Annotated in this window: 21 protein-coding genes; 4 read left to right on the top strand and 17 right to left on the bottom strand. The window is 45.2% G+C overall.

Annotated elements, in window-relative coordinates; genetic code table 11:
• Positions 1 to 11: 11 nt before the first annotated feature.
• From F7R58_RS11245 to F7R58_RS11270, 6 genes are all read right to left on the bottom strand, one after another.
• Entirely contained in the window at positions 12 to 2,504 is a 2,493-nt protein-coding gene (locus tag F7R58_RS11245; RefSeq protein WP_158065007.1) for a T9SS type A sorting domain-containing protein, read from the bottom strand.
• Positions 2,505 to 2,508: 4 nt separating this feature from the next.
• Positions 2,509 to 4,902, bottom strand: a complete 2,394-nt coding sequence (locus F7R58_RS11250) for a T9SS type A sorting domain-containing protein (protein WP_158065008.1) — start codon at positions 4,900 to 4,902, stop codon at positions 2,509 to 2,511.
• 62 nt (positions 4,903 to 4,964) lie between these two features.
• A complete protein-coding gene (locus tag F7R58_RS11255) occupies positions 4,965 to 5,420 on the bottom strand; it encodes a hypothetical protein (RefSeq protein WP_158065009.1) in 456 nt (151 codons plus the stop codon).
• A gap of 81 nt (positions 5,421 to 5,501) precedes the next feature.
• Entirely contained in the window at positions 5,502 to 7,388 is a 1,887-nt protein-coding gene (locus F7R58_RS11260; protein WP_158065010.1) for a hypothetical protein, read from the bottom strand.
• Positions 7,389 to 7,482: 94 nt separating this feature from the next.
• Complete coding sequence (locus tag F7R58_RS11265) at positions 7,483 to 8,121, bottom strand: response regulator (protein ID WP_158065011.1); 639 nt, start codon at positions 8,119 to 8,121, stop codon at positions 7,483 to 7,485.
• Positions 8,118 to 10,124 (bottom strand): sensor histidine kinase, encoded by a 2,007-nt coding sequence (locus F7R58_RS11270; protein WP_158065012.1) that lies wholly within the window; start codon positions 10,122 to 10,124, stop codon positions 8,118 to 8,120. The genes F7R58_RS11265 and F7R58_RS11270 overlap by 4 nt, the downstream gene beginning before the upstream one ends.
• Before the next feature lie 194 nt (positions 10,125 to 10,318).
• Here F7R58_RS11270 and F7R58_RS11275 point away from each other — a divergent pair, with 194 nt between their 5' ends.
• A complete protein-coding gene (locus F7R58_RS11275) occupies positions 10,319 to 13,681 on the top strand; it encodes a methylmalonyl-CoA mutase family protein (RefSeq protein WP_158065013.1) in 3,363 nt (1,120 codons plus the stop codon).
• A 222-nt stretch (positions 13,682 to 13,903) separates the two neighbouring features.
• On the opposite strand, the gene F7R58_RS11280 is transcribed toward F7R58_RS11275, so the two are convergent.
• The gene (locus F7R58_RS11280) at positions 13,904 to 14,128 is read right to left on the bottom strand and encodes a four-helix bundle copper-binding protein (RefSeq protein WP_317132560.1); all 225 of its coding nucleotides are present in this window, start codon (positions 14,126 to 14,128) and stop codon (positions 13,904 to 13,906) included.
• 240 nt (positions 14,129 to 14,368) lie between these two features.
• Here F7R58_RS11280 and F7R58_RS11285 point away from each other — a divergent pair, with 240 nt between their 5' ends.
• Positions 14,369 to 15,463 carry a serine hydrolase domain-containing protein gene (locus F7R58_RS11285; RefSeq protein WP_187695235.1) on the top strand — a complete coding sequence of 365 codons (1,095 nt, stop codon included), beginning with the start codon at positions 14,369 to 14,371 and terminating at the stop codon, positions 15,461 to 15,463.
• Positions 15,464 to 15,478: 15 nt separating this feature from the next.
• Here F7R58_RS11285 and F7R58_RS11290 read toward each other — a convergent pair whose 3' ends face one another.
• The 7 genes from F7R58_RS11290 to F7R58_RS11320 all read right to left on the bottom strand — a co-directional run bounded on the left by F7R58_RS11290 (position 15,479) and on the right by F7R58_RS11320 (position 20,743).
• Positions 15,479 to 16,462: a lipoate--protein ligase gene (locus F7R58_RS11290; protein WP_158065016.1), complete on the bottom strand. Its 984-nt coding sequence runs from the start codon at positions 16,460 to 16,462 to the stop codon at positions 15,479 to 15,481.
• Between the two features lie 94 nt (positions 16,463 to 16,556).
• Positions 16,557 to 17,165, bottom strand: a complete 609-nt coding sequence (locus tag F7R58_RS11295) for a DUF1989 domain-containing protein (RefSeq protein WP_158065017.1) — start codon at positions 17,163 to 17,165, stop codon at positions 16,557 to 16,559.
• On the bottom strand, positions 17,165 to 17,845 hold the full coding sequence (gene gntA, locus F7R58_RS11300) for a guanitoxin biosynthesis heme-dependent pre-guanitoxin N-hydroxylase GntA (RefSeq protein WP_158065018.1): 681 nt from the start codon (positions 17,843 to 17,845) through the stop codon (positions 17,165 to 17,167). Before gntA ends, F7R58_RS11295 begins: the two co-directional genes overlap by 1 nt.
• A gap of 185 nt (positions 17,846 to 18,030) precedes the next feature.
• Complete coding sequence (locus tag F7R58_RS11305) at positions 18,031 to 18,951, bottom strand: MBL fold metallo-hydrolase (RefSeq protein ID WP_158065019.1); 921 nt, start codon at positions 18,949 to 18,951, stop codon at positions 18,031 to 18,033.
• A gap of 32 nt (positions 18,952 to 18,983) precedes the next feature.
• The gene (locus F7R58_RS11310) at positions 18,984 to 19,709 is read right to left on the bottom strand and encodes a hypothetical protein (protein ID WP_158065020.1); all 726 of its coding nucleotides are present in this window, start codon (positions 19,707 to 19,709) and stop codon (positions 18,984 to 18,986) included.
• Positions 19,709 to 20,416: a hypothetical protein gene (locus tag F7R58_RS11315; RefSeq protein WP_158065021.1), complete on the bottom strand. Its 708-nt coding sequence runs from the start codon at positions 20,414 to 20,416 to the stop codon at positions 19,709 to 19,711. Before F7R58_RS11315 ends, F7R58_RS11310 begins: the two co-directional genes overlap by 1 nt.
• A gap of 3 nt (positions 20,417 to 20,419) precedes the next feature.
• A complete protein-coding gene (locus tag F7R58_RS11320) occupies positions 20,420 to 20,743 on the bottom strand; it encodes a PadR family transcriptional regulator (protein ID WP_158065022.1) in 324 nt (107 codons plus the stop codon).
• Positions 20,744 to 20,829: 86 nt separating this feature from the next.
• Here F7R58_RS11320 and ruvC point away from each other — a divergent pair, with 86 nt between their 5' ends.
• Positions 20,830 to 21,384: a crossover junction endodeoxyribonuclease RuvC gene (gene ruvC / locus F7R58_RS11325; protein ID WP_158065023.1), complete on the top strand. Its 555-nt coding sequence runs from the start codon at positions 20,830 to 20,832 to the stop codon at positions 21,382 to 21,384.
• Between the two features lie 286 nt (positions 21,385 to 21,670).
• Positions 21,671 to 22,756 (top strand): DUF4407 domain-containing protein, encoded by a 1,086-nt coding sequence (locus tag F7R58_RS11330; RefSeq protein ID WP_158065024.1) that lies wholly within the window; start codon positions 21,671 to 21,673, stop codon positions 22,754 to 22,756.
• A gap of 53 nt (positions 22,757 to 22,809) precedes the next feature.
• On the opposite strand, the gene F7R58_RS11335 is transcribed toward F7R58_RS11330, so the two are convergent.
• The 3 genes from F7R58_RS11335 to F7R58_RS11345 form a co-directional block, all read right to left on the bottom strand.
• Positions 22,810 to 23,223: a DUF6759 domain-containing protein gene (locus tag F7R58_RS11335; RefSeq protein WP_158065025.1), complete on the bottom strand. Its 414-nt coding sequence runs from the start codon at positions 23,221 to 23,223 to the stop codon at positions 22,810 to 22,812.
• A 1-nt stretch (position 23,224) separates the two neighbouring features.
• Entirely contained in the window at positions 23,225 to 24,685 is a 1,461-nt protein-coding gene (guaB, locus tag F7R58_RS11340; protein WP_158065026.1) for an IMP dehydrogenase, read from the bottom strand.
• Positions 24,686 to 24,814: 129 nt separating this feature from the next.
• Positions 24,815 to 25,975 carry a GlmU family protein gene (locus F7R58_RS11345; protein WP_158065027.1) on the bottom strand — a complete coding sequence of 387 codons (1,161 nt, stop codon included), beginning with the start codon at positions 25,973 to 25,975 and terminating at the stop codon, positions 24,815 to 24,817.
• Between the last annotated feature and the right edge of the window lie 87 nt (positions 25,976 to 26,062).

The raw sequence follows: 26,062 nt of genomic DNA on the forward strand, positions 1-26,062 counted from the left end.
TTGCGCTGCCTCTACCTTTTAATAACCTTTCCCACAGACGTGACCGTACCGGCGCTGTTTTTTATTTGGTACAGGTACACGTTGGCAGGCAGGTCAGATTTGTCGACTGTGTTCACTCCTTTCACCAGGAAATGAGTAGCGACCAATTTACCCGACGTGTCGTAGAGCTGAAAGATGCCGCTTTCCAGGACAGAAATATGGAGCGCATCCCTAAACGGGTTCGGATAAACGTTCAGGCTTTTCATGGCCGTTTCAGCCGTTGCCAACGCTCCGAAATTCATTACCGAAAATGGCGAGAAAGTGGTGATACCCGTAGCAGTGATGGCAAACGGACCGCTGCCGGTTACACTGCTGCTGTTTTCCTGGTTCCATTGTCCGTTGTAGTAATGTCCGACCTTTGCACCGGCCGCACTGAAGGTGGCATTCTGCTGCGCAGCATTCCAGCCGAAAGTGAGGTTTACATTACTGCCGCCCGCTGTACCTTCAGAAATATCCCAGGTAGCGTTTACGGCACCGTTTGTCGTATTCGCAATTCCCTCGGAGACTCTGGCCGAAAATGTATCCGAGGTTCCGGAGTTGGAAACCGTGATGGGATTGTAGTGGTTTGCCGTTCCTATGGGCAAGGAAACCGTCCCGCGTGCTGCGTTCAGATTATGCACATTTACCGTGCCGGCGCCGTTGGTTACCATATACTGCGACGGACCCCCGTTGGCCACTTGCGCAGCAGGCCCCAAATTAACGGAGTTGGCATTGAGGGTAATGTTTGCACCCAGGTTAAGGGTGCCTCCGATGTTCAGATTTCCGGAAGAAAGAATCAGTGGCGAATTCAGAGTCAGGTTACCTGCATAGGCGGGGGCGTCTGCAACAACAGTAAACCCTGCAGGTACATTTACAGGATCTGTAAAGCCCGGCACGGTGCCCGCATTCCAGTTGGAAGGGTTGCTCCAGTTACCGTTCACAGAGTTGTTAAAGGTGTAGTCTCCCTTGAATTTATACAGATTCTTCGGGCTTTCTGTCACAAAATAAAGGCTGTCGCCCAGGGTGAAGAAATTCGTAGGTTTTGAAGAGTTGGAGACGGTATATGAGGAAACCGTAGTTGTACCCGGCAGCACGTCTAAAAGTCGCGCCGTATTTCCCACGGTACCGTCGCTGCGCCAGACTTCCATATTGTCGGCCACCTGATTAGAAAAATAAGGCACCATCTGGTCAAAGTCCTTATAATAGGCCGCTCCCTGATACAAAGCAAAGCTGGGACGGTTGGTATTTTTGCTGGATACCACCGTGGTGCCTGCGGCAGTACCGTCGGAGTGAACCAATCTGAAGGTTGATGGCGACTGTATGAACTCTTCGAAAAAAATTTGCCCGTTGGATACTATGGTATAGTCAACCAGATAGTTGGTGGCATCCCGGATCTTTTTGGTATTCGACAGCGTTCCGTCCGTTGTCCACACTTCATTCTGCTCAATATTGGCAGGATCCTGTTTCAGCATAAAATAAAACTTCTGGCCATCGTTCACAAAATCGAGTACATTACCATAATAAGGTTTTTTGGAATCTGCGCCACTGGCCGTCTCATAGAAAAGCTGTGTCCCGGCGGCAGTTCCGTCGGATTTCCAGATTTCGTAATTCTGCTGGTTCCAGGATGGGCCCAGATTATCCGTAGCCCAGAACAGGAATTGTCCGTTGAGGGGTTTACTGAAGTGAGAACCCACAAACCAGTTGACAGCAGCTGGATTCACCTTCACCGTACCGGCAGCCGTTCCGTTGGTCCTGTACAGAAAACCGCCAAGATCAGTTGACACCTGGCTCCGGCCGCCGAAAAAATATTCATTGTTAAGTCGGGTTCCGCCCGTTCCCCCGCCATAAATCTTTTCGCCGGTTGCGGTTAAAAGCGGCTGTGTTCCTGCCGGGGTACCATCAGTCACCCAGGCAATCTGATTGCCGTAGTAAACGGTGGCGCTTGCGGGATCGTACGCCGTGAAAATCAGCTTGTTCCCGGCAAAATTATCGTTCAATTCCTGTACTCCGCCGCGTCCAAATAAAGAAATGGGCGATACTGCACTGTAATTGATCACCGGTGTGGTTTTGTTCATGAGCTTTATGGTTCCTGCCGCGGTGCCGTCTGTGACCCACAGTTCCGTAGTCATTTCCGTGGGCGTACCCCCAGCAGAAGGATTAAGGTGTTGTGAGCGAAGAAAATAGAGCCGGTCTGCGGTCTGATTAAAAGATCCTATGGTACTGTAGTTTCCGTTTCCGGTGGTGTAAATAGTTCCCAGGTCTTTTAACAGCTGGGTACCTGCTGAGGTTCCGTCGGTTACATAAAGTTTACATTCCTGCGGGTTGGCCGGCTTCCCGATATAATACATTTTATTGTTAAATATCTGTGGTAGTTCTACATCTTCATATTTGGGAACTTCAGCATTGGACAACTGTTTCACCAAGGTAAGCTGCGCGTTTGCGGCAGTGAATACGGCCAGGGCGATCAGTATATATATGTTTTTCATGGTTTTAGTTTTTAAGCAGTTTACCGGAAGCTATGGTTCCTCCTTTCAGATTTTTCAAAGCATAATAATAGAGTCCGGCAGGCATCACGCCCATCTCCAGCTTGTTGTTGCCTTTTTTTACCATGGCAACATCTATCACTTTTCCAGAAGCATCAAAGAGCGTGAGTGTGCCATTTTCTTCCGTTTCGACCTGAAGGTAATTACTAAACGGATTGGGATAAACGTGTACTGATGAATTGCGGACCTCCGCCGTTGCCAACGCTCCGAAATTCATTACTGCAAATGGCGAGAAAGTGGTGATGCCCGTCGATGTAATCGCAAACGGACCGCTGCCGATCACACTGCCGCTGTTTTCCTGGTTCCACTGTCCGTTGTAGTAATGTCCGACCTTCGCACCTGCCGCAATGAAGCTAGCATTCTGCTGCGCCGCATTCCAGCCGAAAGTGAGGTTTACATTACTGCCGCCCGCTGTACCTTCAGAAATATCCCAGGTAGCATTTACGGCACCATTTGACGTATTCGCAATTCCCTCGGAGACTCTGGCCGAAAAATTGTCGGGAGTTCCGGAGTTGGAAATCGTAATGGGATTGTAGTGGTTGGCCGTTCCTATGGGTAAGGAAACCGCCCCGCGTGCTGCGTTCAGATTATGCACATTTACCGTGCCTGCGCTGTTGGTTACAATGTAATTGGCTGCACTGCCGTTGGTGATCTGTGATGAGGCACCCTTCAGGTTGATGGACCCCGTGTTCAGGGTTACCGGTGCTCCCAGGTTCAGGGCCCCGTTGAGGTTCAGATCGCCGCCGGTGAAATTAAGGGGCGAATTGAGTGTCATGTTATTCGCAAAGGCGGGTGCACTGATGACCGGGTTGAATGCCGCGGGAACAACCGCATCGTCAAACTGCAGTGGAATCATCTTACTGACCCAGTTCATGGGTGTGGACCACTGGTTATCTCCCGTACTGTTGTTAAAGGTAAAATTGTCATCAAACCGGTACAGGGCATTGTAGAGAACACCCAGATAGCTGGAAAAGGCGTAAAGATTGGTTCCGAGCCTAAAAAAGTTGGTGGCATAACTGAAGGAATTGGTGGTGGCCTGCGTGGTACCATCGGTACCGACACTTCGCCAGGGAGTGTAAAAAGCGGTATTGTAGGTGGGTTTGTTGGCAATCCACAGCGTGCCGTTCCGAACGACACCAGCGTCGGTATTATAGAAAGGTTTAGTAATCGTGGTTTTTTCCAGCGTAGACATATTAACCGCAAAAGAACTGTATACATTGGTATCGTTGGAAGCCCGCAGGAAGTACGCCATCTGGTCGTCTACATAAAAATGGGTAACCGGGTACACGCTGCCGTTATAAAGATTTATGAAGTTGGTACTTCCATCCGTTACAAGTATGTTGTGAAGCAAATTGTCATTGGTCCGGATAAACATGTAATTGGCAGTTTTGTGAAAGGTAAAATGGTCCTGTTCATTCACACCGTTTCCCGCATTGTCGCCGGAGAAATTGTAAAACACGGAGGTTCCGGCCGCGGTACCGTCAGACTGAAAGATTTCCCTTTGGAAATAGCCGGAGTTTGGTACAAATTCCTGCGTCGCCATGAAATAAATTTTATTCTTGAAAACGGTTCCCATCCGGACTGCGTTTTGGTAGGAGCCCAACAGTTGGGGTACACCTACCTGCAGTTTGTAAAATTTTGCACGTACCGTATTAATTCCGGTGTCCTGTGCCAGGAAATAGTAAGACCCGTTGTAGGCAAGGCCCACATCCCAATATTCATCGGTCATACCGGTTTCATAAGGAAGGTGCACGCCGCTCGCTCCCGCCACAGGCTGGGTTCCGGCCACAGTCCCATCTGACTGCCACAGATAAAGTGAGGTTGCATATACATTGTCTGCACCTTTCCAGAAATAAAATATGTTGCCTACATGTGAAGCCTGATAAGGTCTCTGGTAATTCTGTACCGAAGTCAGATTATGCAGTCCACTGATGTTGATACGCGCATTGGTGACCAGTTTATAGGTATTTGCCGCCGTGCCGTCGGAGTACCAAAGCTCATCATTCTGCAGGAAAGTAACATTGTCATAATAGCTGAATTTAATATACATCCCGTTCGCGCCTTTCTTGAGACTGGCCAGGTACCAAGAAGAAGCATCAGCTGGCTTGGGCATATTGGCCACCTGAAGGGTACCTGCCGCAGTGCCGTCGGTCACAATAAGATCGAAAGAACTGTTGGACCCATTTTTCAGGTAAAACAGTTTGCTGTTCCAGGTATTGTATTCATTCGCAGCAAGTGGAGCCGGAGGATTTAAATTGGCGGGAAGATCCATCACCTTGGTGAACTGTGCATTGGCAAGAATAGTTGCCAATAGGAGCGATACAAATAAAAATGGTTTCATAATCTGTGATTTTAAGGTAAAAAACCCGCCGGAAATTCTCGGCAGGGAAGTAAAATTTAATGTCAGTTTACCGGAATGTTGGTAAAGGTGCCATAGACAGCCGTAATTCCGCCACCGGACCAGGTCGCCTTAAAAGTTCCTGTGGCTTTACCTGCAGCGTTGGAGGTGATCACCACTTCACCACTTACCGGCGTGGCAGGATTTCCGTCAAAATAAAATGCATTGCTCGCATTCACCGGATAGGTGCCGGGTGTGACGCCCGTAAGGTTGAATTCGAACAGCGTTCCCGATGTGGGCGTGGCGCCCGTAAACGCAAAGATGGATTTGTACTGCGTGCGGACTTCGGAAGAGCCGGCTGTTTTCAGTGGCGCGGTAGTTGAGTTTTCACGCCAGGTGAACCCGTTTACTGCGGGTGTTGGAGGATCTGCAGGATCATCATTTGCAGGGGTACAGGCAGTAATGCCGGCAAACAAAAGTGCGAACAGCATAACGTAAAAGAAAATTCCTGATTTTTTCATGATATTGATTTTTAGGTTTTTTAAAGGAAGGAAAACCACACCTAGCCTGCAGGCAGACGCAGGTGCGGAAATCACAGATTATTACTGACTTACATCCATCCGGGAAACCAACAGACGGTCACCGTTGGGAGTTTCACTAAAGAAATAGAGATAATCTCCTATTTGGATGCGGTTATGTTTACTGTACAGGTAGTATTTTTTCTTTTCCAGATCCCCCAGCGTTCTGAATTCTGATGATTTGCCGGTTGCAAGGTCCAGTTTGCCATATTCTATGCTGTAGAAAGGAGAATAGGATTTGGTGGTAGTGGTAGTAGATGTACCTGCGAAAAAATTGCTGAAGGTGCTAACATCAGTATCCACATCAATGGCTTTCACCATTTCCATAATCCAGTTCACGGATTTTCCGTCTTTACTTTCGATCAGATAACCCGTTGCCGGAAAATTATCGGCGGTCATGGGCGAGTTATTGAAGAAGCCTTTCTTATTTTTCTGGTCCAGCTGTACCGTATAGTTCCGGACAAGATTTCCTTCGGGTGAAAAATGGAGCAGATACATGCCTTTGTACACGCGGTCATAATTGTCGCCGCTTTTGCTGCCGGAAGCCCCTGCCAGCGCACCCAGCATTTTGCCGCCGGGTATTCCTACACCACTCCCTTCGGGTTTATAATCCTGTACACTCAGCATCATAGATCCGTCTTTCAGTATTTGAAAATTATTGGTGATAAACTTCTTGCCATCAAACTGCAGTGGTTTTTTAATATCTGCCCCGGCTACCGCTTTCTGATTCAGTTCTGCCATAGGCGTCGCCTTCACGACCGATGCAGTCTGCCCGCTGATCTTTACAATGATAAAGTCATCATACTTTTTATCATCGAGCAGATTGTCAATGGACTGCTGAGAGGGCGCCAGATCTTCCTTACCCGAAATCATATTGGCCATTTTGCCAATGCTGCCGAACATGCCACCGCTTGTAGAAGCCGCAGCCTGCTCTTCATCATCCATACTGGTAGGAGATACCGTACTTCCCAGAATCTCATCAGCAAATTTCCCGTCTTTGCGGATGCCCATTCCGTAAAGAATTACCTCTTTTCCTGTTGAGTAGGCATTGAGTATGCGGAAGCCTGCCGTAGGGGCTGTAAAACTTATCTGCTCCTTCACCATTCTTTCCGGGGAAATACGCAGATAGCTGAGTTGATTGGGCTGTCCGGCGCTGCCTTTTCCGAAAGGCTTACTGGGCGCCAGTACCACAATCCAGTCCCGCGGGAAATCATCGTTGGAAACGTCGCGGCTGTTTTCATCCAGCAAAGGTTTGGAAAATAGCGGACGCATGGCGTGAGGTGTAGGTATGTTGGAGATTTTCCGGGCCTCGCCAGTGTTGGAGATTTTCAAGAGATCCAGTGAAGTCAGCGGCGCTCCTTTCGTGTATGGATAGGCCAGCGCATAGATCGTGCTGTCTCTTTCCACTTCATAGGCGCCACCGAACAGGTATTCGCCACCGGATTCACTGGTCAGTTTCTGCCGGTCCAACAGTTTTATTCTCTTCACATAGTCACCCGCGAACCAGTTGTATTTTGCTTTAATTTCACGCTTCTTGAACATCATTCTGCCGGTGAGGTTCGTACTCACCGCTGCGGCAGTTGTTGTGTATTCGTCGCCTTTGAAGTTAAAGAACTTCCACTTTTTCTTCACCCTGTCCACATCCCATTCATCCTTCAGCGTATTGGTCAGGTTCGCGTCCCGGTCAAAGGAGTAGGTTTCAATCTTCACTTTTTTTCTTCCGGAAGGGAGGAAATAGACCATTTCAAACCCACCGTCAGCCAGTGGCTCCACGCCACCCAGGTATCCTTTTTTGGCCTTGCGTGAGATCTCGTAATCTTTTTCCAGAACCGAAAAGGTTGCCTGCTGGGCCTGCACCAAGGCCATACCCAGGGTAAGGCCTGCGATCAGCGTTAATTTGTTTTTCATCATCTGTGTTTTTTGTGGGATAAAGGTATTACACTCCCCTACTCCCATGTATACCCTCCAGAGGGTATTTTTACAGATTATGGACCAAATGATGAAGTTACTCCCGCAGCAGATCCAGGTCGTGCACAGCCTGCATAAGCCGTGGGACAGAATTGGTTTCCGTCTTGCGGTAAATATTCTTGCGGTGCGTTTCTACCGTACTTTCGCTGATGCAGAGACGGGCCGCAATTTCGCGGTTCATCAAACCCTCAATCATGAGCCTGACCACCTGTTTTTCCCTGGCCGAAAGGATGGTAACCGGCGAATCAATAATACGGTGGCGGAATTTTGTAAGTGCTTCAGCAGCTTCATCAGAGAGATGCAGGTCGCCACGGCGGGCATCGTGCAGCGCCTGCACCAGTTCGGCACGGTTGATTTTCTTGGACAAATAGCCGTCTATTCCAATCTTATCCACGAGCTCGTAAATGGTTTTGGGGTCACAGGTCATTGAAAGCACAATCACTTTTAAGGCAGGAAATTCCTTCTTCAATATCCGGGCACATTCGTAGCCGGTGAGATTGGGCATGAGAAGATCTGTAAGAATCAGATCGGCAACCACCTGTCCGCTGCGCAGATCTTGCAGTAAGTCCGTCCCATCCGTGTAGGTTCTTGTAATATGGATGTCGTTTTCAAGCCCGAGGAGCATTTCTATGCCATCAATAATAATTTGATGATCGTCTACAATGGCAATTTTCATGGTTTTAGCGGGATTTCCACATATATTTCAGTTCCTTTTCCAGCTGAACTTTTAATCCAAGTCTGCCCTTTCAGGAAATCAATACGGGTCTGTATATTCTGCAGCCCTATACCCCCGTTGCGACGCTTCATAGCCTGCAGATCAAAACCTGCCCCGTTGTCTGTAATTTTAGTGATAACTTTATCTGAGTCCTGTACTACCAGAATATCAATCTTGGTGGCCCGGGCATGTTTAAGGGTATTGTTAATACATTCCTGTACCGTTCGGTATAAGACCATCTGTATATTTTCGTCCAGGTCATTATTAAGATTCTCAATCTTAAGGTTAATTTCAATTGTGGGCGACGATGTATTTTCAATCAGTTTTCTTAAGGCCTCAGAAAGTGAATTTTTAAGGAGCATATGAGGCATAATCTGATGTGAAAGGGTGCGTACATCGCTAATTGCATCCGAAAGAATCTTACGGGTTTTGTCTAATATGAGTTCAAAACGTGCCGGATCTTCCTTATAATCATTGAGTACACTTACATTCATGCCTGCCGCTGTGAGCAGCTGTCCTATACCATCATGCAGGTGCGTAGCCATTCGTTTTCTTTCATTATCCTCAGCTGCCATAACTGCCCTTGCGGCCAAATCCTGCTGTTCCATAACTGTTCTCTGTAACTTCGCCTTCTGGCGGTGCTGGTAATTTCTGTAATATACAATTCCAATAAGTAAAACTCCCAGTAGGGCAAACAATGCAACGTTCCGTTTAAACAGCGTTGATTTCTGCTTCTGAATCTCACTGTCTTTCTGTAAAGTCTGGTATTTCTTTTCAAGTTCGGCACTGGCTCTGCTAACCCCTGTGTTCACCAGTTCACCGTCCAGGGCGATATATTTTTCAAAGAAATGATCAGCGCTGTCTGGCTGTGCCGTGTGGTGATAGATGTTGGTGAGCAGTTTGTATGTAGAGAGCTGGTTTTCCTTGGAATTTTCCCGTTCAAAAACCGGCAGGGCTCTTAGAAGCAGGTCTTTAGCCTCGTGGTATTTTCCCTGAACAATGTAATTCTGCGCCACATCAATCCCATTGCTCTCAGTATCTATTCGGGAATTAAACGCTTCTCTTGCGAGCTGGGATGTCTGCAGATTAAGCACCGCGAGGGAATCCTTCCGCTGAAGCGTATATAAGTTACCTAAGTTTCTGGAAGCAAAGGCGATACCCTGTGTGTTGCCCACCTTGCCGCAAATTTCACTGCTTTTCTTATATTGTATCTCTGCCGCCGCGTAGGATTTCTGCATCTGCAGGGCTTTGCCCAGATTAAGGTAATTTTCACAAAGTTTGTTTTCTATTTCTGTGGTCCTGTCCTGGCTTTCAAAATAGGCAATGGCTTCCGAAATGTACTTCACCGCCCTGCGATTGTCCTTCAGATCTACATACAGCAGGCCGATGTTGGCTTTGGTGATGTTGATGTTTTTCACATCATTTTTCTCCTCAAAGTATTTAAGGGCTTCAAGGTACATTTTCATGGCTTTGCTGTACTGAAAATTGCTTTGATACACTGAGGCCAGGTTGTTGTTGAGTTTTGCGATGCCCGCGGCATTGTTCTGTTTCTTCCGGATCTCGTAGGATTTCAGGTAGTTTTTCTCGGCATTTCTGAAGTCATTATTGCGGAAGTGTACTGCTCCCAGGTCACTGTATACCTGTGCCAGAAGCACCGAATCCTTCAGTTTGCCGGTGGTCGAAACAGCACGGCGGCCATAGGCCAGTGCAGAATCTACCGAAACGCTGGCATAATACCAGGTTAGATCGGCGTAAATTACTGCCTTTCTCCTCTCATCCGGATTATTCTTCAGATCCCCTTTCAGATTGGAAATAATTTCATTCAGGTTCTGAGCACTTACCGGGCGTGAAAAACCGGTAAGAATAAGCACTAAAAAAAACAGGAAAAGCTTTTTCCCTATAATTTCGGATTTTAACAATGAATAGTCATTCGTCGAAAGGAAAAAAAATCCGATTTGTTTCATATCTGTTTAGTGCATCAATACTAAATATAAAATTAATAATTAACCTTAAAAAAACCTCAGCAAAAAGATATTTTAGATTAGATTTAAATAATATTAGATCTTAGAACAGTCGGTCATCCTTAGACACTGCAGCGTTTCCATCACCTGACAAATCTAGATAAATTGCTATCTTTGGGCACATTGAAAATTCATCTATGGAAACCCAAAAATATTCTCCTAAAAACAAAATACGGATTGTAACTGCTGCTGCGCTTTTCGACGGGCACGATGCGGCCATAAATATCATGCGCCGCGTGATCCAGGCCACGGGCGTGGAAGTGATTCACCTGGGCCACGACAAATCTGCTGAAGAAGTAGTGAACTGTGCGGTGCAGGAAGATGCCAACGCCATTGCGCTAACTTCTTACCAAGGTGGACACAACGAGTATTTTAAATATATCTACGATCTTTTGAAGGAGAAAAATGCCTCACACATCAGGATATTCGGCGGTGGTGGCGGAGTAATCCTTCCGGAAGAAATCAAAGATCTGATGGATTATGGGATTACCCGAATTTATTCGCCTGATGACGGCCGTGAACTTGGTCTGCAGGGCATGATTGACGATCTGGTTCAGAAATCCGACTACGCGACGGGAGAAAATGTTACCGTAGAAAATTTAGATAAAATAAGCTTTGAAGATGCCAGGTCGATTGCTGAAGTGATTTCAGCAGTTGAAAATTTCTCCGAAAGCAAAACCGATTTGGTTAAAGAAATAGACGCCAGAGCTGAAAATTCCACAATCCCGATTATTGGCATCACCGGAACCGGAGGTGCAGGGAAATCCTCATTAACCGACGAACTTGTTAGAAGATTCCTAAGGTCCAACCCTGAGAAAAAGATCGCCATTATCTCCATAGACCCGTCCAAGAAGAAAACAGGCGGTGCATTGCTTGGCGACAGGATCCGGATGAATTCCATCAACGACGCGCGCGTATACATGCGCTCGATGGCAACGCGTGAGAATAATGTTTCAGTTTCGCCGTATATCCATTCGGCTTTAAATGTCCTGAAAATTTCAAAACCCGATGTCATCGTCCTGGAAACTTCAGGTATTGGACAGTCCGGTTCGGAAATTACTGAAATCGCTGATGTTTCGATGTACGTGATGACGCCGGAATATGGCGCCTCTACCCAGCTGGAGAAAATTGACATGCTGGATTATGCCGATTTAATCGCTTTGAACAAGTCGGATAAACGCGGTGCTCTGGACGCGCTTCAGGCGGTGAAAAAACAGTTTCAGAGAAATCACGTTCTGTTTGAGCAACCTTTGGAAGAAATGCCGGTTTATTCTACAAAAGCCAGCCAGTTCAACGATTGGGGAACTACAGAGCTTTATAACGAATTGATTAAAAAAGTAAATGCAAAGTTCGAAGGTTTAAATTTCAGCGAATACGAGGAGCAGAATGTTTCAGAGGAAACGACCATTATTCCGCCGAAAAGAGTCCGCTACCTGTCTGAAATAGTGGACACGAACCGTGCATACGATAAAGAAGTAGAAAACCAGGCACTCATCGCCAAGAAGATGTACCTCGTGGAGGGCGCGAAAGCACTTATCCAGGACGACCAGCATACGCATGACAAGCTTGAAAAAGTTTTCCTGAAAACCAAAAAAGAACTTTCCGAAGAAAACGCAGCCTTCCTGCACGGCTGGCATCATTTCAAAGAAGAACTGGAAGCGGATACTTACTCTTACTTTGTGCGCGGAAAAGAAATTAAAGTTCAGACCAAGTCTGAAACGCTGTCGCACCTTAAGATTCCAAAGATCGCTTTGCCAAAATTCCAGGACTGGGGCGACCTCATCCGTTGGAAAGGTCAGGAAAATGTTCCCGGATCCTTCCCTTTTACTGCGGGAATCTACCCTTTTAAAAGAACAGGTGAAGACCCTACAAGAATGTTTGCCGGCGAAGGCGGACCGGAAAGGACCAACCGCAGATTCCATTATGTTTCGGCGGAGATGGACGCCAAAAGGCTTTCCACCGCATTTGATTCGGTGACACTTTATGGTCAGGATCCTGCCTTGCCACCGGATATCTACGGTAAGATCGGTAACGCGGGAGTTTCCATCGCTACGCTGGATGATGCCAAGAAACTTTACTCCGGTTTTGATTTGGTGAATGCCATGACTTCAGTATCAATGACCATCAACGGTCCGGCGCCGATGCTGCTCGCATTTTTCATGAATGCCGCCATTGACCAGAACTGTGAGAAATATATTGAAGAAAATAACCTTTGGGATAAAGTTGAGGCCAGACTCAAAGAAAAATTTGACGATAAAGGACTGAACCGCCCAACTTACAGCGGTGAACTTCCGCCATCCAATAACGGCTTAGGGTTAAAATTACTTGGTTTGACAGGTGATGAAATTCTTGAGGCTGACGTTTACGCTAAGATCAAGGCGGAAACCATCGCTACGGTTCGTGGAACTGTTCAGGCGGATATCCTGAAAGAAGACCAGGCTCAGAACACGTGTATTTTCTCAACGGAATTTGCGTTGAGACTGATGGGTGACGTTCAGGAATACTTCATTAAAGAAAAAGTTAGGAACTTCTATTCGGTTTCCATTTCAGGTTACCATATTGCTGAAGCGGGTGCCAACCCAATTTCGCAGCTTGCCTTTACTCTGGCCAACGGTTTCACTTATGTGGAATATTACCTGAGCCGAGGCATGGACATCAATGATTTTGCGCCGAACCTGTCGTTCTTCTTTTCCAACGGTATCGATCCGGAATATGCGGTAATCGGGCGTGTAGCCAGAAGAATCTGGGCCAAGGCGATGCGCGAAAAATACAACGCCAACGAAAGAAGCCAGATGCTGAAATATCACATCCAAACTTCCGGTCGTTCGCTGCACGCGCAGGAAATTGATTTTAATGATATCAGGACTTCTTTGCAGGCGCTTTACGCCATCTATGACAACTGTAACTCACTCCATACCAATGCTTATGACGAAGCCATTACGACGCCAACTGAAGAATCGGTAAGACGTGCGATGGCCATCCAGCTGATCATCAATAAAGAACTCGGTCTGGCGAAAAATGAGAATCCACTTCAGGGCTCATTTATCATTGAAGAACTAACTGATTTGGTGGAAGAAGCTGTCTATGCTGAATTTGACAGGATTACGGAAAGAGGCGGAGTGCTGGGTGCTATGGAAACGATGTACCAGCGTTCCAAGATCCAGGAAGAATCCATGCATTACGAATGGCTGAAACATACTGGTGAATATCCGATTATCGGTGTAAACACTTTCCTTGGGAAGGACGGTTCGCCAACTGTTCTGCCGGGTGAGGTAATCCGTTCTACCGAAGAAGAGAAGCAGATGCAGATCAAAAACCTGCACAATTATCAAAGTGCAAATTCCGACAATACGCAAAACGCACTGAAATCGCTTCAGCACGGCGCCATCAACCAGCAGAATTTATTTGAACTCATGATGGAAGCGGTAAAATACTGTTCATTGGGTCAGATTACCAATGCACTGTTTGAAGTGGGTGGTATGTACAGAAGGAATATGTAGATGGTTAGAAGTTAGAGGTTAGAAGTTAGAAGTTAGAAGTTAGACAGAAGACTTTAGATGATGTAGTTCATACAAAAAAACAGTGTCGGGCAAAAGCCTGACACTGTTTTTTATTTAGCCCTGATTGAGCGGTTTGTTTGAGCTCTTTTCCCTGGTGCGGCGGCTTCGCCGCCGCACCAGGGAAAAAGCGAGCCGCGAAAGCAGGTTCCCGGCTCCCAAAAATCAATTCATAAATGACCGGCAAGCTTCCGCACATTCGCGGCAGGCACGTGCACATTCGCGGCAGTGATCGTGTTCGTGCTTCTCACACTCTGCTGCACATTCGTCACAGATCCGGATGCAGACTTCAAGCAAATCAACCATGTTGGTGTATTGCGTAGCCGCCACCTGATGCACCGCCGTACATATTGCCGCGCAAACGCGGTCCGTACGGATACAATTGACCATATGTTGTACATGTTCTTCCTCGAGACATGCATCTGCGCAGTGATTACAAGCGGCAATACAGGCTGCCAGCTTCTCTAATAGCATCTCATTTTTCATAATTCTGATATTTTGGTAGTGTAAGCTGCAACAAGTTTCCTGCCATGATGCAGAAATAATATTCAAACCTGGAAATATTCGTGCTTATAATTGCTTTTCTGCCACGGTTTTTGCTGTATCACTTCAAACAATTCTACTTTTATTTTGAACCGATATCTACCTGTCTTTTTCCTGTGCTTCCTTTTCTCGTGTAAACCCGATGTACCGGCCACTCAGGACCTTTCAGCTACACAAATTCCTGCCAAAGATACCCTTATCAGCTTGGAACAAAGGAAGACCCTGATTCCACTGCTCGACTCTGTTTTTGCGGAGACTCAGTTTAACGGCATTATTTCGGTGTACCGGGAATCTGAAAAGTTTTATGAGAAAAGCCTCGGATTTGAAGATTTCAGAACCAAAGAACAGTTGGACAGCAATTCGGTATTCGCCATAGGATCAGTAAGCAAACAGTTTGCAGGCGCTATTATATTGCTTTTGGAGGAAAAAGGAAAACTGAGAACCTCGGACAGAATATCGAAATACTTGCCGGAATACCGAAGCAAGACATTTGAAGATATTACCATTCATCATTTACTCACGCATACTTCCGGAATCAGTGATCTGGGGCCAGGTTTGCAGTCTGAACCGGGTGTAGAGTTCAATTATTCAAATAAAGGGTACCGCTTACTCGGGGAGATTGCAGAGGCAGCATCCGGCAAGTCTTACGATACAAATGCCCGTGAGCTTTTTGCGAAAGCAGGACTTACCGCGACATATACTGCTGAGAACTTTACCGGAAAAAATCTGGCCGGCGCACATACTGGTGCCAACAGCAATACCACCCCGGTGCCGAATATGCCACAACGACTGGCCCATGGTTCCATCTCCACGGCAGCTGGTGGACTGCTGTCCACAGTATCCGATCTGCACCGGTGGAATTATGAGTTGTATTCAGGCAAAATCCTTGCTCCCGTGTCTCTTCAAAAGTTTCTGAAACAAAGCGCAAAAATGAATCATCCTGTTCTGGGTTCTGTAGGTTATGGCTATGGAATCATGCTTAGCGCTGCGCCAAAGACCTATCTTCACTCGGGCTATGTAAAAGGATCTCCTTCACTCACACTATATTATCCGCAAAGCAGGACCTCGGTGGTTATCCTATCTAATACAGCCGATACAGGAAAAGGCAAGAAAGCAATTTTCCGGCCCCATACGAGGGTGAAGCAGATAGTGGACAGCCTGGAAGTGACGTGGAAACATTAATGGTCTAAAGCCTGTTTAGAAGAAGGCTTCTATAATTTCATCAGCACTCACCTTACCAAAATAGTCAGTCAGGTTCAGTTCTGAAAACAGTTCCCGGAGATCATTTGCCTCATGTTTCTTACCGATCAACCTGTTTTCCAGTTCTTCAATTGGGTGGGCCGCGAAAAAGTCGCCAAAAATTTTGGCTTTTTCTATTACACCTTTCACCACATCAAGATGGACTTCAATAAATCCTGCCGGAACTTTAATGGCTTTCCGGTAATTGTAATTGGGCGAGAAGCCGAAATTCCAGTCCCAGGTTTCATATTTCTCCGCCACCAGTTTTTGGATCCGGGCCACATCGTCCTCCGTAAGACTGTACCTTTTGGCACCTGGATTATTTCTGAGGATTTCTTCGGTAAGAAGATTTTTCATTTCCTCAGTGCCGGTTCCCCCTGGTAAATATTCCTTCAGGTTCACCACACGTGCGCGGTTGGACTTGGTAGCTTTATCAATAAATTTGAGTGGATTGACCTTCAGCGCCTGGGCCAGGATTTCCATCTCTGAGTCAATGAGTATTGTTCCGTGCTGAATCATCTTTCCCTGGCGCGCCAGTTTGGCATTACCGCTGAACTTCCGCCCGTCAACGAGTAAATCGTTGCGGCCCTGCAGCACGGCGGGAACACCTAATCTGTTCAGTAGCGTAAGCACGGGTTCTGTAAAAACAGAAAAGTCCATAAAGTCGTGCTTACCCAACGCAGTATGAAAACTGAAGTTCAGGTTTCCCAAATCATGATAAACTGTGCCGCCACCGGACATCCTGCGCACCACTTTAATTCCTTTTTCCTTTACATAATCCAAATTGATCTCAGCCAGGGTATTCTGGAATTTTCCCACGATGATGGACGGAGCATTTACATAAAGCAGAAAGAGATCCTGTGTCGGAAATCTTGTTAAGAGAAATTCTTCTGCAGCAATATTAAAATAAGCATTGTTGGATGGTGAATCAATAATGTACATGCGGAGTGTTTGCAGCAAAATTACTTATTTTCGGGCAGCTGACTGCAGATGTCGAAAGCCAAAAAAGGCCGCCTGCGTTGCAGCAGCCTTTATTTTACAATTGGGAATATGAAGATGATGGGGTGACAGAATATTGTATAGGCTTAAATGATCCGCCATTGCTGTCTTCTGCAGAACAGGCGGTTAGACAGACCAAAAGATCCATCATGGCCTCAAACTTTACATAATCGCCGGGTTTGGATGTCGGCGGAAGTACGGAAATCTTACCTTTTGCATCAAACTGAACATTCATAAAGATATTGAAGGCGGTAGGGATCTCATCCTGTGACAGCCCCATTGGTTCCAGGTTTTTTGTAAGATTTTCCAGACAGCTGGGATGATAGCCCTCATGGCTGTACATGATTTCAAAAGTTTCCTTACTGCAGGGCGCGAGCAGAAAATCATTGCGGCCATTGGTATCTTCCAAAATCTTCATCATTTTACGTGACCGGTTGCTCCAAAGATAATTTCCTGTTGTCAGCAATATGCTTTCCTCAAAATCGAGCGATTTTCCGGAAGAAATCTTTTCGCCGTGGTCATGGCGGTTAAACAAAACCATATCACTTACCTGCATTCCCATTGGGTCGGTAACGGTAAGTATATCCCCTTTATTAAGTATAAATGCTTTCCCTGTCTGTTTTTCAATAGTGTGTGTATGTTGCATTATTTGCTGTGTTTATGGTGAAAAGGACATTTCCAGCTGTCTTCCACGTGGCGGCCACTGTACTGTTTGGTCTCCGCATCTTCACCGAAATCTTTCAGTACAGGGTTAATGCTGCCCTGGAGTTTTTCATCGTTTTTACGAACCATATCTCTTACTTTATCGTACGTTCCCATTTCCCGAAGTTTCTCAAACTGAGAATGGAGATTAAATACTAAAGTGGTATAAGGTGCCTGCCGTGCCATGCGCGAACTTGCCGGATGCAGACCAATCACATAAAATGCGTGGCCTAAAAGGCTGAAACTGAAATTTGAATCGTTAGGGTCGCTGCTTACGTTACTGTCCCAGTTTTCAGGATCTTTATCATGAAGCATTTGAAGGAGCTGCCAAAGTGCGTTTTCGTAAGTCAGCTCGTCACGGAAAGAGTCATTTGGAAAAACAGCCACAAAGGAGCGGAAATCCGTAGTTCCAATTTTTGTGCACTGTATGTAATTTTTTAAATCGTCGATAATATGTTCGGCAGTTTCACTGCTTAGCATTTCTCCATAAGCATGAAGGTCATAATTGTTCATTTTGAAGAGTGACTTTGCCATAATGCAGGGATGATCACTTTTTAAAATGAATTCCTGATAAGCATTATCTATCTGTTGCAGGTCAATGCCTGAGGGTGTTAAGACTTCCATAAAACTATATTTTAATGTTAAGATGGTGCGGCTGTTTTAGCCCTGAGACTTTTTACCATACAAGTATAATACCATTGCACATCAAATACTTACACTTCAAAAATACCGGGAATTATGACTTTTGACAACGCAAAAGAGGCGGGCTATTATTAGCCAGCCAGCGAGACTGCAGTACAAAATTTTGATTATCCGCCCAAGGTCTGCCGTATCCCCTCAAGAAATGCCTTGTACCGGTCAGGACTGATTCTGTTGGCAAATCCGGGAACATGCGGACTCTGCTTCAACAGATCTTCTGTAGATCTGTTTTCTTGAATTGCTTTTTGTACATATTGGGTGGACGCTTCCAAAAATCCGGCCATCTCTGCGAGGTCAGCCTTACGTCCCACGGTTAATTCCGGGGTATTGGCATGTCCAAATATAAATATGGTGTCATTATCAAATTTTGACTGTGCCATTTCAAGCACGCGTACCCAATTGCGGGAATCGGAACCGTCGGCAGTTCGGTACACCGGAATCATATTGATGAACATAAGGTCGCCCATGTGAACTACGTTATCATTTTCAAAATGGTACATGGCATCGCCGTAAGTGTGTCCGTTGCCGAAGTGATAGGCTGTAATCCTCTCCCTTTCGGCTTTAATACTGTGCTCCTTATCAAAAAGAACTGTTGGGTAACGCTGTTCCGTTAGTTTATTGCTTTTTTCAGCGGCCAGGCGCTGCAGTTCAGGGACGCGGCGGTGCGCCACGATTTTGGTGTCCGGATCTTTAAAAGCAAAATTTCCGGAAGTATGATCGCCATGGTGATGGGTATTGCAGAGGTACAGAACCGGTTTGCCTTTGGCTGAAATTCCGTCCAGAATGGACTGTATGGCATCCGGAAACTGGGAATCTATTACAATAAATCCATCTTCAGTTTCCAACAGGCCCACGGTACCGCCACGGTTGGTGAACCGGCTAACGTTCCCGCGCACTTTTTTAAGGCTACCTGTAGTTGGCACAAAGGGTTCATAAACTGTACGGGAGGCAGCACAGCTAAGAAATCCGGGCATGATGGCCAAACCCAGTCCGGCAGAGAAGGTGGTGGCAAGAAACTGTTTACGGTCCATGGGATAAATTTTAGCTAAAATTAGCCAAAAGTTTAGGCCTGAGGTTTCAGAAAAATAAGAAAAGGTTTCACTTTTTGGATTTGAGTGAGATATTTTTTCTGGGTAATGAATATCAAAGCATTTCCGAAGACCAGAAAAATTATTACAATGAAGGTAAATAAAAACCTATCCGTTGAATATTCCGGCTGCATGAAGCGGAAAACAGAAAAAACGGTAGGAGAATTATTAAATATCCTGTCAATATTTGGAATTAACACTGCAAAGGAGCTGAAGAATATTGCCGGAGAATGCTGATAATAGGTCAGAACATATTTATTGTATTTTTTAGCCAGATCAAAATCATCACGATGGCGCAAATACTGTATTGGAGGTAGGAACGTAAAAAGCACCATTGCCGCGGTGAATAAATAGCTGAAGAGTTCCGCACTGGTCAACTGTGCCATTAAGAACAAGGAAATCAGCACCATGCCACCGTATATAAACATTTGTTTCAGCACGCCCAAATTAATACTGAGATACATTTTGCGGAGAAATTTACTGTTGTCGTTCAGATTCCAGCTGCCATCCCAATATAGTTTTAATTCATCTTTCCAGCTGTCTTTCACTTGATCGAATGCTTCCTCAAAGGTCAACCCTTCCTCTTTCTGCAACTCTGATATCTGGGTTGTGAAATGATCGTAAACCTCCACCAGGATATCGATCGGCAGTTTTTTATCTAAAAGATAGGTGCTGATTTGGGTGAGTTGCAAGCTGTTCATCAAACATTAAGATGCTTTAAAAATGGTTTTACTTTTTCAATGGTATGGAGAAATTTTCTCTGTGAGTAGTAAGAAACTAAACTTATCACTAAAACCGCATAAGTGATTACAATTCCAAAGATTGTACTCTTAAGATTAGCGTCTACTGCTGTTCCTGAAAACATTTTTGCAATTGTACCGGCTTCCGTAAAGAATTTAAAATAAAAATAAAGGCACGAAAGGCTTAACAATGTATACTCCTGAAAAGAAACAAGGACATACTTTTTGTATTTCTTATTTAGAGAAAAATCTTTGAAGTTCTTAAAGTAAACATAAAAAGGAAGCAGCAATATGAGACCTGTGGCTATGACAAAAATATATTTATAAACATGGAAGCTAAATAAAAAAGAAAACAACATCAGAGCCAGCACAATTACAGAAGCTATGTAAAGCGCCTTGCCAAGGAAGGCACGTAAGTTTGCGGTGTTGATTTTCCGCAACAGTTCACTCCTGTCTACCAGGTCCCACTCCCCTTTCCAGGAAGGCTGCAATTCTCCCTGCCAACTTTGCTTTACTTTTTCAAAAGCTTTGTCAAATTCCAACCCTTCCTCTTTCTGCAACTCTGATATCTGGGTTGTGAAATGATCGTAAACCTCCACCAGGATATCGATCGGCAGTTTTTTATCTAAAAGAAAATTGCGGATTGAAGTAAGATCAGCTGCAGTCATTATTTAAAAATTAAAAATGGCATTTAAATTAAAAAGATAGGATTTCATTTCAGCTTCCTGAGCCTGTTGCTGCTTCCTGCCTTTTTCTGTCAGCAGGTAGTATTTGCGGTCGCGCCCGTTTACGTTCTGAATTTCCGAATAAATGATTCCATCATTTTCCAGTTTATGCAAAAGCGGATAAAGCGCTCCTTCAGTCATTTCCAGCTCACCTTTTGTAAGTTCCTTTGCGCGCTGGGTAAGCTGGTAACCGTACATCTTCACCTCTGTAACCAGGAGTTTCAGGATAATGTTCTGAAGTGTACCTTTATAAAGCTGATTTCTCTTCATACCTAATTTAACTATGCATAACAAATATATACATCATTTTCTTATGCATCCAAATTTTCGGCGTTTAATTTTTTACATTTGCATCAGTGAAAAACGAAAAGATTATCCTGGGTATTGATCCCGGTACCACAATTATGGGTTTCGGAATTATATCCGTAACCAAGGGTAAAATGGAGATGATTTCCATTCATGAACTGATTCTGAAAAAATATCCGAATCACGAAACCAAACTGAAGTATATTTTTGAAAGAACCCTGTCGCTGATAGATGAATTTCATCCGGATGAAGTGGCCCTAGAGGCGCCTTTCTTTGGCAAAAATGTGCAAAGCATGCTGAAACTGGGGCGAGCACAGGGCGTGGCAATGGCCGCAAGTCTGTACCGCGATATTCCAATCACTGAGTATTCACCGAAGAAAATTAAGATGGCGATCACGGGAAATGGCAACGCTAGTAAGGAACAGGTTGCAGCAATGCTCCAAAATTTACTGAAGCTGAAGGAGTTTCCTACAAAGTATCTGGATGCCTCCGACGGTCTGGCGGTGGCGGTGTGTCACCATTTCAATTCCGGTAATGCCGTATCGGAAAAAAGTTATTCGGGATGGGAAAGTTTCCTGAGGCAGAATCCGAACCGTGCCCGGTAAAAAAATATGGTAACCGTGACTTGCATCGGTTACCACATTCTGAATAATCCAGTGTTAATGTTTTATTTCTTAATAGAATTTTAATGCATCAGCCACTGAATTACTGCTTTATCATCTGTGTTTTTGTTTAAACAAAGATATGTTCTCTAACTAAATTTGTTTAGATTGCTGCGGGTAAATACCTACGTCATTTTACGTATTTTACTATTCTTTGCATATCATATTTATACTGGGTAAAACCTAATACCATCTGTAACAATGTTATTAAGTGCATGACTTATCCTGTATGAAGACGCAACAAACTTTACAGCGCCCGGAAAATCATACGATGAATTGGTTTCAGCATTTTCTGCTCCTATGCTCCGGAGGCAATATACATATTTTACGAAAAACGCCCAGTGAATGGAATAAATTTGCCGGCATTGGCGGAATCGTTCTGTTTACTGCGGTATTTGCAACCCTGTCCGCCGGCTATGCCATGTATACCGTTTTTGATGATCTGTGGGTGTCGGTAGCCTTCGGTGTAGTGTGGGGCCTGATGATTTTTAATCTGGACCGCTATATTGTTTCGTCCATAAAAAAGACAGGTTCGTGGGGTAACCAAATCCTTATGGCCGTACCGCGGCTTATCCTGGCGGCATTTCTGGGTATCATCATTTCCAAACCTCTGGAACTGAAGATATTTGAAAAAGAAGTTAATAAGCAACTGAATACCATTATCCAGCGAAACAAAGCCAAACTGCAGGCCGAGATGAACACCCGGATTCTGCAGCAAAGCACACCATTTGAACAGGAAAAGAAGCAAATTCAGGAGAAAACAGCCATGTATCAGGCGGCTTATGATTCGGCAGCTGTGGAGCTTGAAAAAGAAATCCTGGGTAAACAGTCCGGACTGACGAGCGGCAAGGTAGGATTCGGCACCAATGCCAAACGGAAAGCTGAACTTAAGGAACAGCGCCGTATGGATCTGGAAAATCATCAGAAAAGCAGTTCGCCACGCCTACAGTATCTGGACCGGGAGATTTCCAAGGTATATACGAATATTGAAACTGAAAGAGAGAAAACGGAAACCACTGAAGACCGTTTCAATGGGCTTGCGGCCCGTCTTCAGGCACTGGATGAACTCGGCAAAAATTCCGCAGTGATGGCACTGGCAGCTTCATTCATCATGGGACTCTTTATCTGTCTGGAAATTGCTCCTGTACTGGTTAAACTGATTTCATCGGCAGGGCCTTACGATTACCTGCTGGACAAGACCGAGAACGACTTCAGGATTTATGCGGACGAAAAGATTCAAAAAGGTAACGCTTCAAGCGATTACAGAATCAGCAGTTATAAACGTTCGCTGGGTGACGAGAACGAAACCCTTTAGCAAAAAGAGCCTTCCACTCATTGCGGAAGGCTCTTTTTATCAGTTAGAATGATTTATTCTGACTCGGAGAGAGTTAGTGTACTGCTGTCCATTAAAGTCTTGCGTACCGCGTAGCGCGTGGAGCATAAATTTGAGGTTACGGTATAGTTACCTTTTTCCAGCACCACAAAATTTCTGAATTTCCTGCGTACAGGAACATTATACGTGGTATCGCCTGCAAACCGAACTATAATATTGCATTTGCTGTTATTGTTGATAAGGAGAGAAACATGGTTATCCAGGGGGCTGCCGTTCAGAAGCAGGTCCAGCGATTCGGCAGCCGTATCCAATTTGTTTATGGAATCCTGTATCATAAGCTGTCCAAATTCATATGCTTCAGCCCGTTCAGCAATAGGTGTTTTATCCTCCTGAACTGCACAGGAAGTCATAGTAATTACGAGGGCAGTTATGGACCACAGTTTATTCATCTTACAGCGAATAGTTAGGAGCTTCCTGTGTAATGATCACATCATGCGGATGCGATTCTTTAAGACCACTTCCGGTAATCATCACCATTTTACCGTCGCGCTGCAGCGTTTCAATATCAGGAGTTCCGCAGTAACCCATACCCGCTCTTATACCACCTGTAAGCTGGAAAACCACCTCTTCCAGTTTCCCCTTATGCGGCACACGGCCTTCAATACCTTCCGGTACGAATTTTTTGGCCTCGGTCTGGAAATACCTTTCCTTGCCGCCACGTCGCATGGCGGAAAGTGAGCCCATTCCCTGATAAGCCTTGAACTTTCTGCCCTGGAAAATAATCTCCTCACCGGGAGCTTCGTCAGTTCCGGCCAGTAACGATCCTAACATTACAGCATTTGCGCCTGAGGCCAGGGCTTTTACAATATCACCGGAAAGTTTCACACCACCGTCGGCAATTACCGCGACATTGCGGCTTTTAGCATATTCAAAGACATTATAAATGGCTGAAAGCTGCGGTACACCAACTCCCGCAACTACTCTTGTAGTACAGATAGAACCCGGACCTACACCTACTTTCAGGATATTGGCACCAGCGTCTATGAGGTCTTTAGCAGCATCGGCAGTTACAATATTACCGCCTACGATATCCAGATCGGGAAAGTTGCTTCGGATTTCAGTAATCTTTTCCAAAACACCTTTGGAATGGCCGTGAGCCGAATCCACAGCGATAATATCAACGCCGGCTTTTACCAAAGCCGTTACACGGTCTATCGTATCTTCACCAACACCAACACCGGCTCCCACAATCAGTCGGCCGTCCGCGCCCTTATTAGCGTTAGGATATTCCATTTGGTTATCAATATCCTTGATTGTAATAAGTCCTACAAGTTTAAATTTATCGTCAACAATCGGCAGTTTTTCAACCCTGTTCTTCAGCAGGATCTCTTTGGCCTGCTCCAGGTTGGTTTGTTTGTCGCTGGTGATTAGTTTATCCTTAGTCATGAGCTCCTCAACCTTAACCTCCAGGTTTTCCTGATACTTCACATCGCGGTTCGTAATGATGCCAATTAGCGTGTTTTCAGCGTCCACTACAGGAAGCCCTGAAATCTTGAAATTTGCCATCATTTCCTTGGCTTCAGCCAGTGTATGGTCTTTAGAAAGCGTCACAGGATCGGAAATCATTCCGTTTTCCGAACGTTTCACCCGGTATACCTGAGCGGCCTGTTCCTCTATCGGCATGTTTTTGTGGATGAAACCTATTCCACCGACTCTTGCAAGTGCAATGGCCATTTCACCTTCGGTAACTGTATCCATAGCTGCGGACACAATAGGAACATTAAGGGTTATTTTATCGGAAAGCCGTGATTTTAAAGATACCTGATTAGGCAGTACTTCGGAGTAAGAAGGGATAAGAAGAACGTCATCGAAAGTGATGGCTGTCTCCACGATTTTGTTGTGTATAGACATCTTTACTTTCTTTGCAAAATTAAGGTTTTTTTACTTAAAATGAAAGTGTTCTGATAATTAAGTCTTTTAAAGTTGATTTAACTGCTGTTCCTTAAACCGTCTGCAAAAGACACCGCAGGATTCGGGCACCTAATAATTGAGATGCAGATGGCTGAAAATAGCTTCGTCCGCGCCGGTGAGTTCCACCTTACGTCTGGCCATTACTTTTCCGGCAACCTCAACTGCTTTATCCAGTCTGAATTTTTCATCACCAGTCATCCCGCCCCAACTGAAGGAGGGTATATGATTGGGTGGGAAGCCTGCTTTGAAGATATTGGCAGCTACACCAACTACCGTTCCTGTATTGAACTGGGTATTGATGGCGGCTTTGGAATGATCGCCCATTATAAGTCCGCAGAACTGCAGACCCGTATCTTCCATGGAATCACTGCTGTACGACCATAGTTTAACGGTGGAATAATTATTTTTCAGATTAGAAGAATTGGTATCGGCGCCCAGATTGCACCATTCACCGATAACGGAATTCCCTATGAAACCATCGTGCCCTTTATTGGAAAACCCGAAAATGACCACATTATTTACTTCTCCACCTACCTTGGAATGGGGACCAACGGTAGTATCGCCATAAATTTTGGCACCAAGGTTAAACTTGGATCCGTCACAAAGAGCAATCGGACCTCTAAGGTTACATCCTTCCATCACTTCCGCATCTTTACCTATATAGATCTTTCCGCTGCGGCAATTGATGGTGGAGAACTCAATAGAGGCTCCTTCTTCAATGAATAAATCTTCCTCCTTTCCAAGAAACCCATTAGTTGGCGAAAGCGGTTGCGAGGTACGGCCATTGGTCAACAGATTAAAATCGAAATCAATTGCCTCGGAATTATAGGAAAATAAATCTGTTGGTTTGCGGAAGAAAACCAGCTCCTCCGTAATATCCGTCATCTTTTCAATCTGCGAAAGCGAAAAGTCTTTAATATTTACTCTTGCAGCAAGCAGCTCGTCTTCATACACCAGCGCCTCACCTTTTTGGAGGCTGCGTATTTGGTGCAGGACGTCTTTGGTAGGCAGAAAATTAGGCACCAGAAAAAGACTTTCCTCCGGTTCGGGCGCCTGAAATTTGGGCTGCAGGAACTCTTCAGTAAAATAAGATAGCGTATTGCTTCCCAGTAACTTTTGCCATCTTTCGGCAAATGTTAATATACCGCAGCGCATTTCGGCTACAGGTCTTGTAAAAGTTAGCGGCAGGAAATTCTGCCAGTATTGGGCATCAGAAAAAACAAGTTGCATGGGGTGGAATTTATCAATGAGAAGGGCTTCAAATATAATAAAAAAAGTCCTCCAAAAAATTTGGAAGACTCTTAATATGGTTAAGAT

It is taken from the genome of Chryseobacterium sp. (assembly GCF_008831505.1).
Taxonomy (GTDB): Bacteria; Bacteroidota; Bacteroidia; order Flavobacteriales; family Weeksellaceae; genus Marnyiella.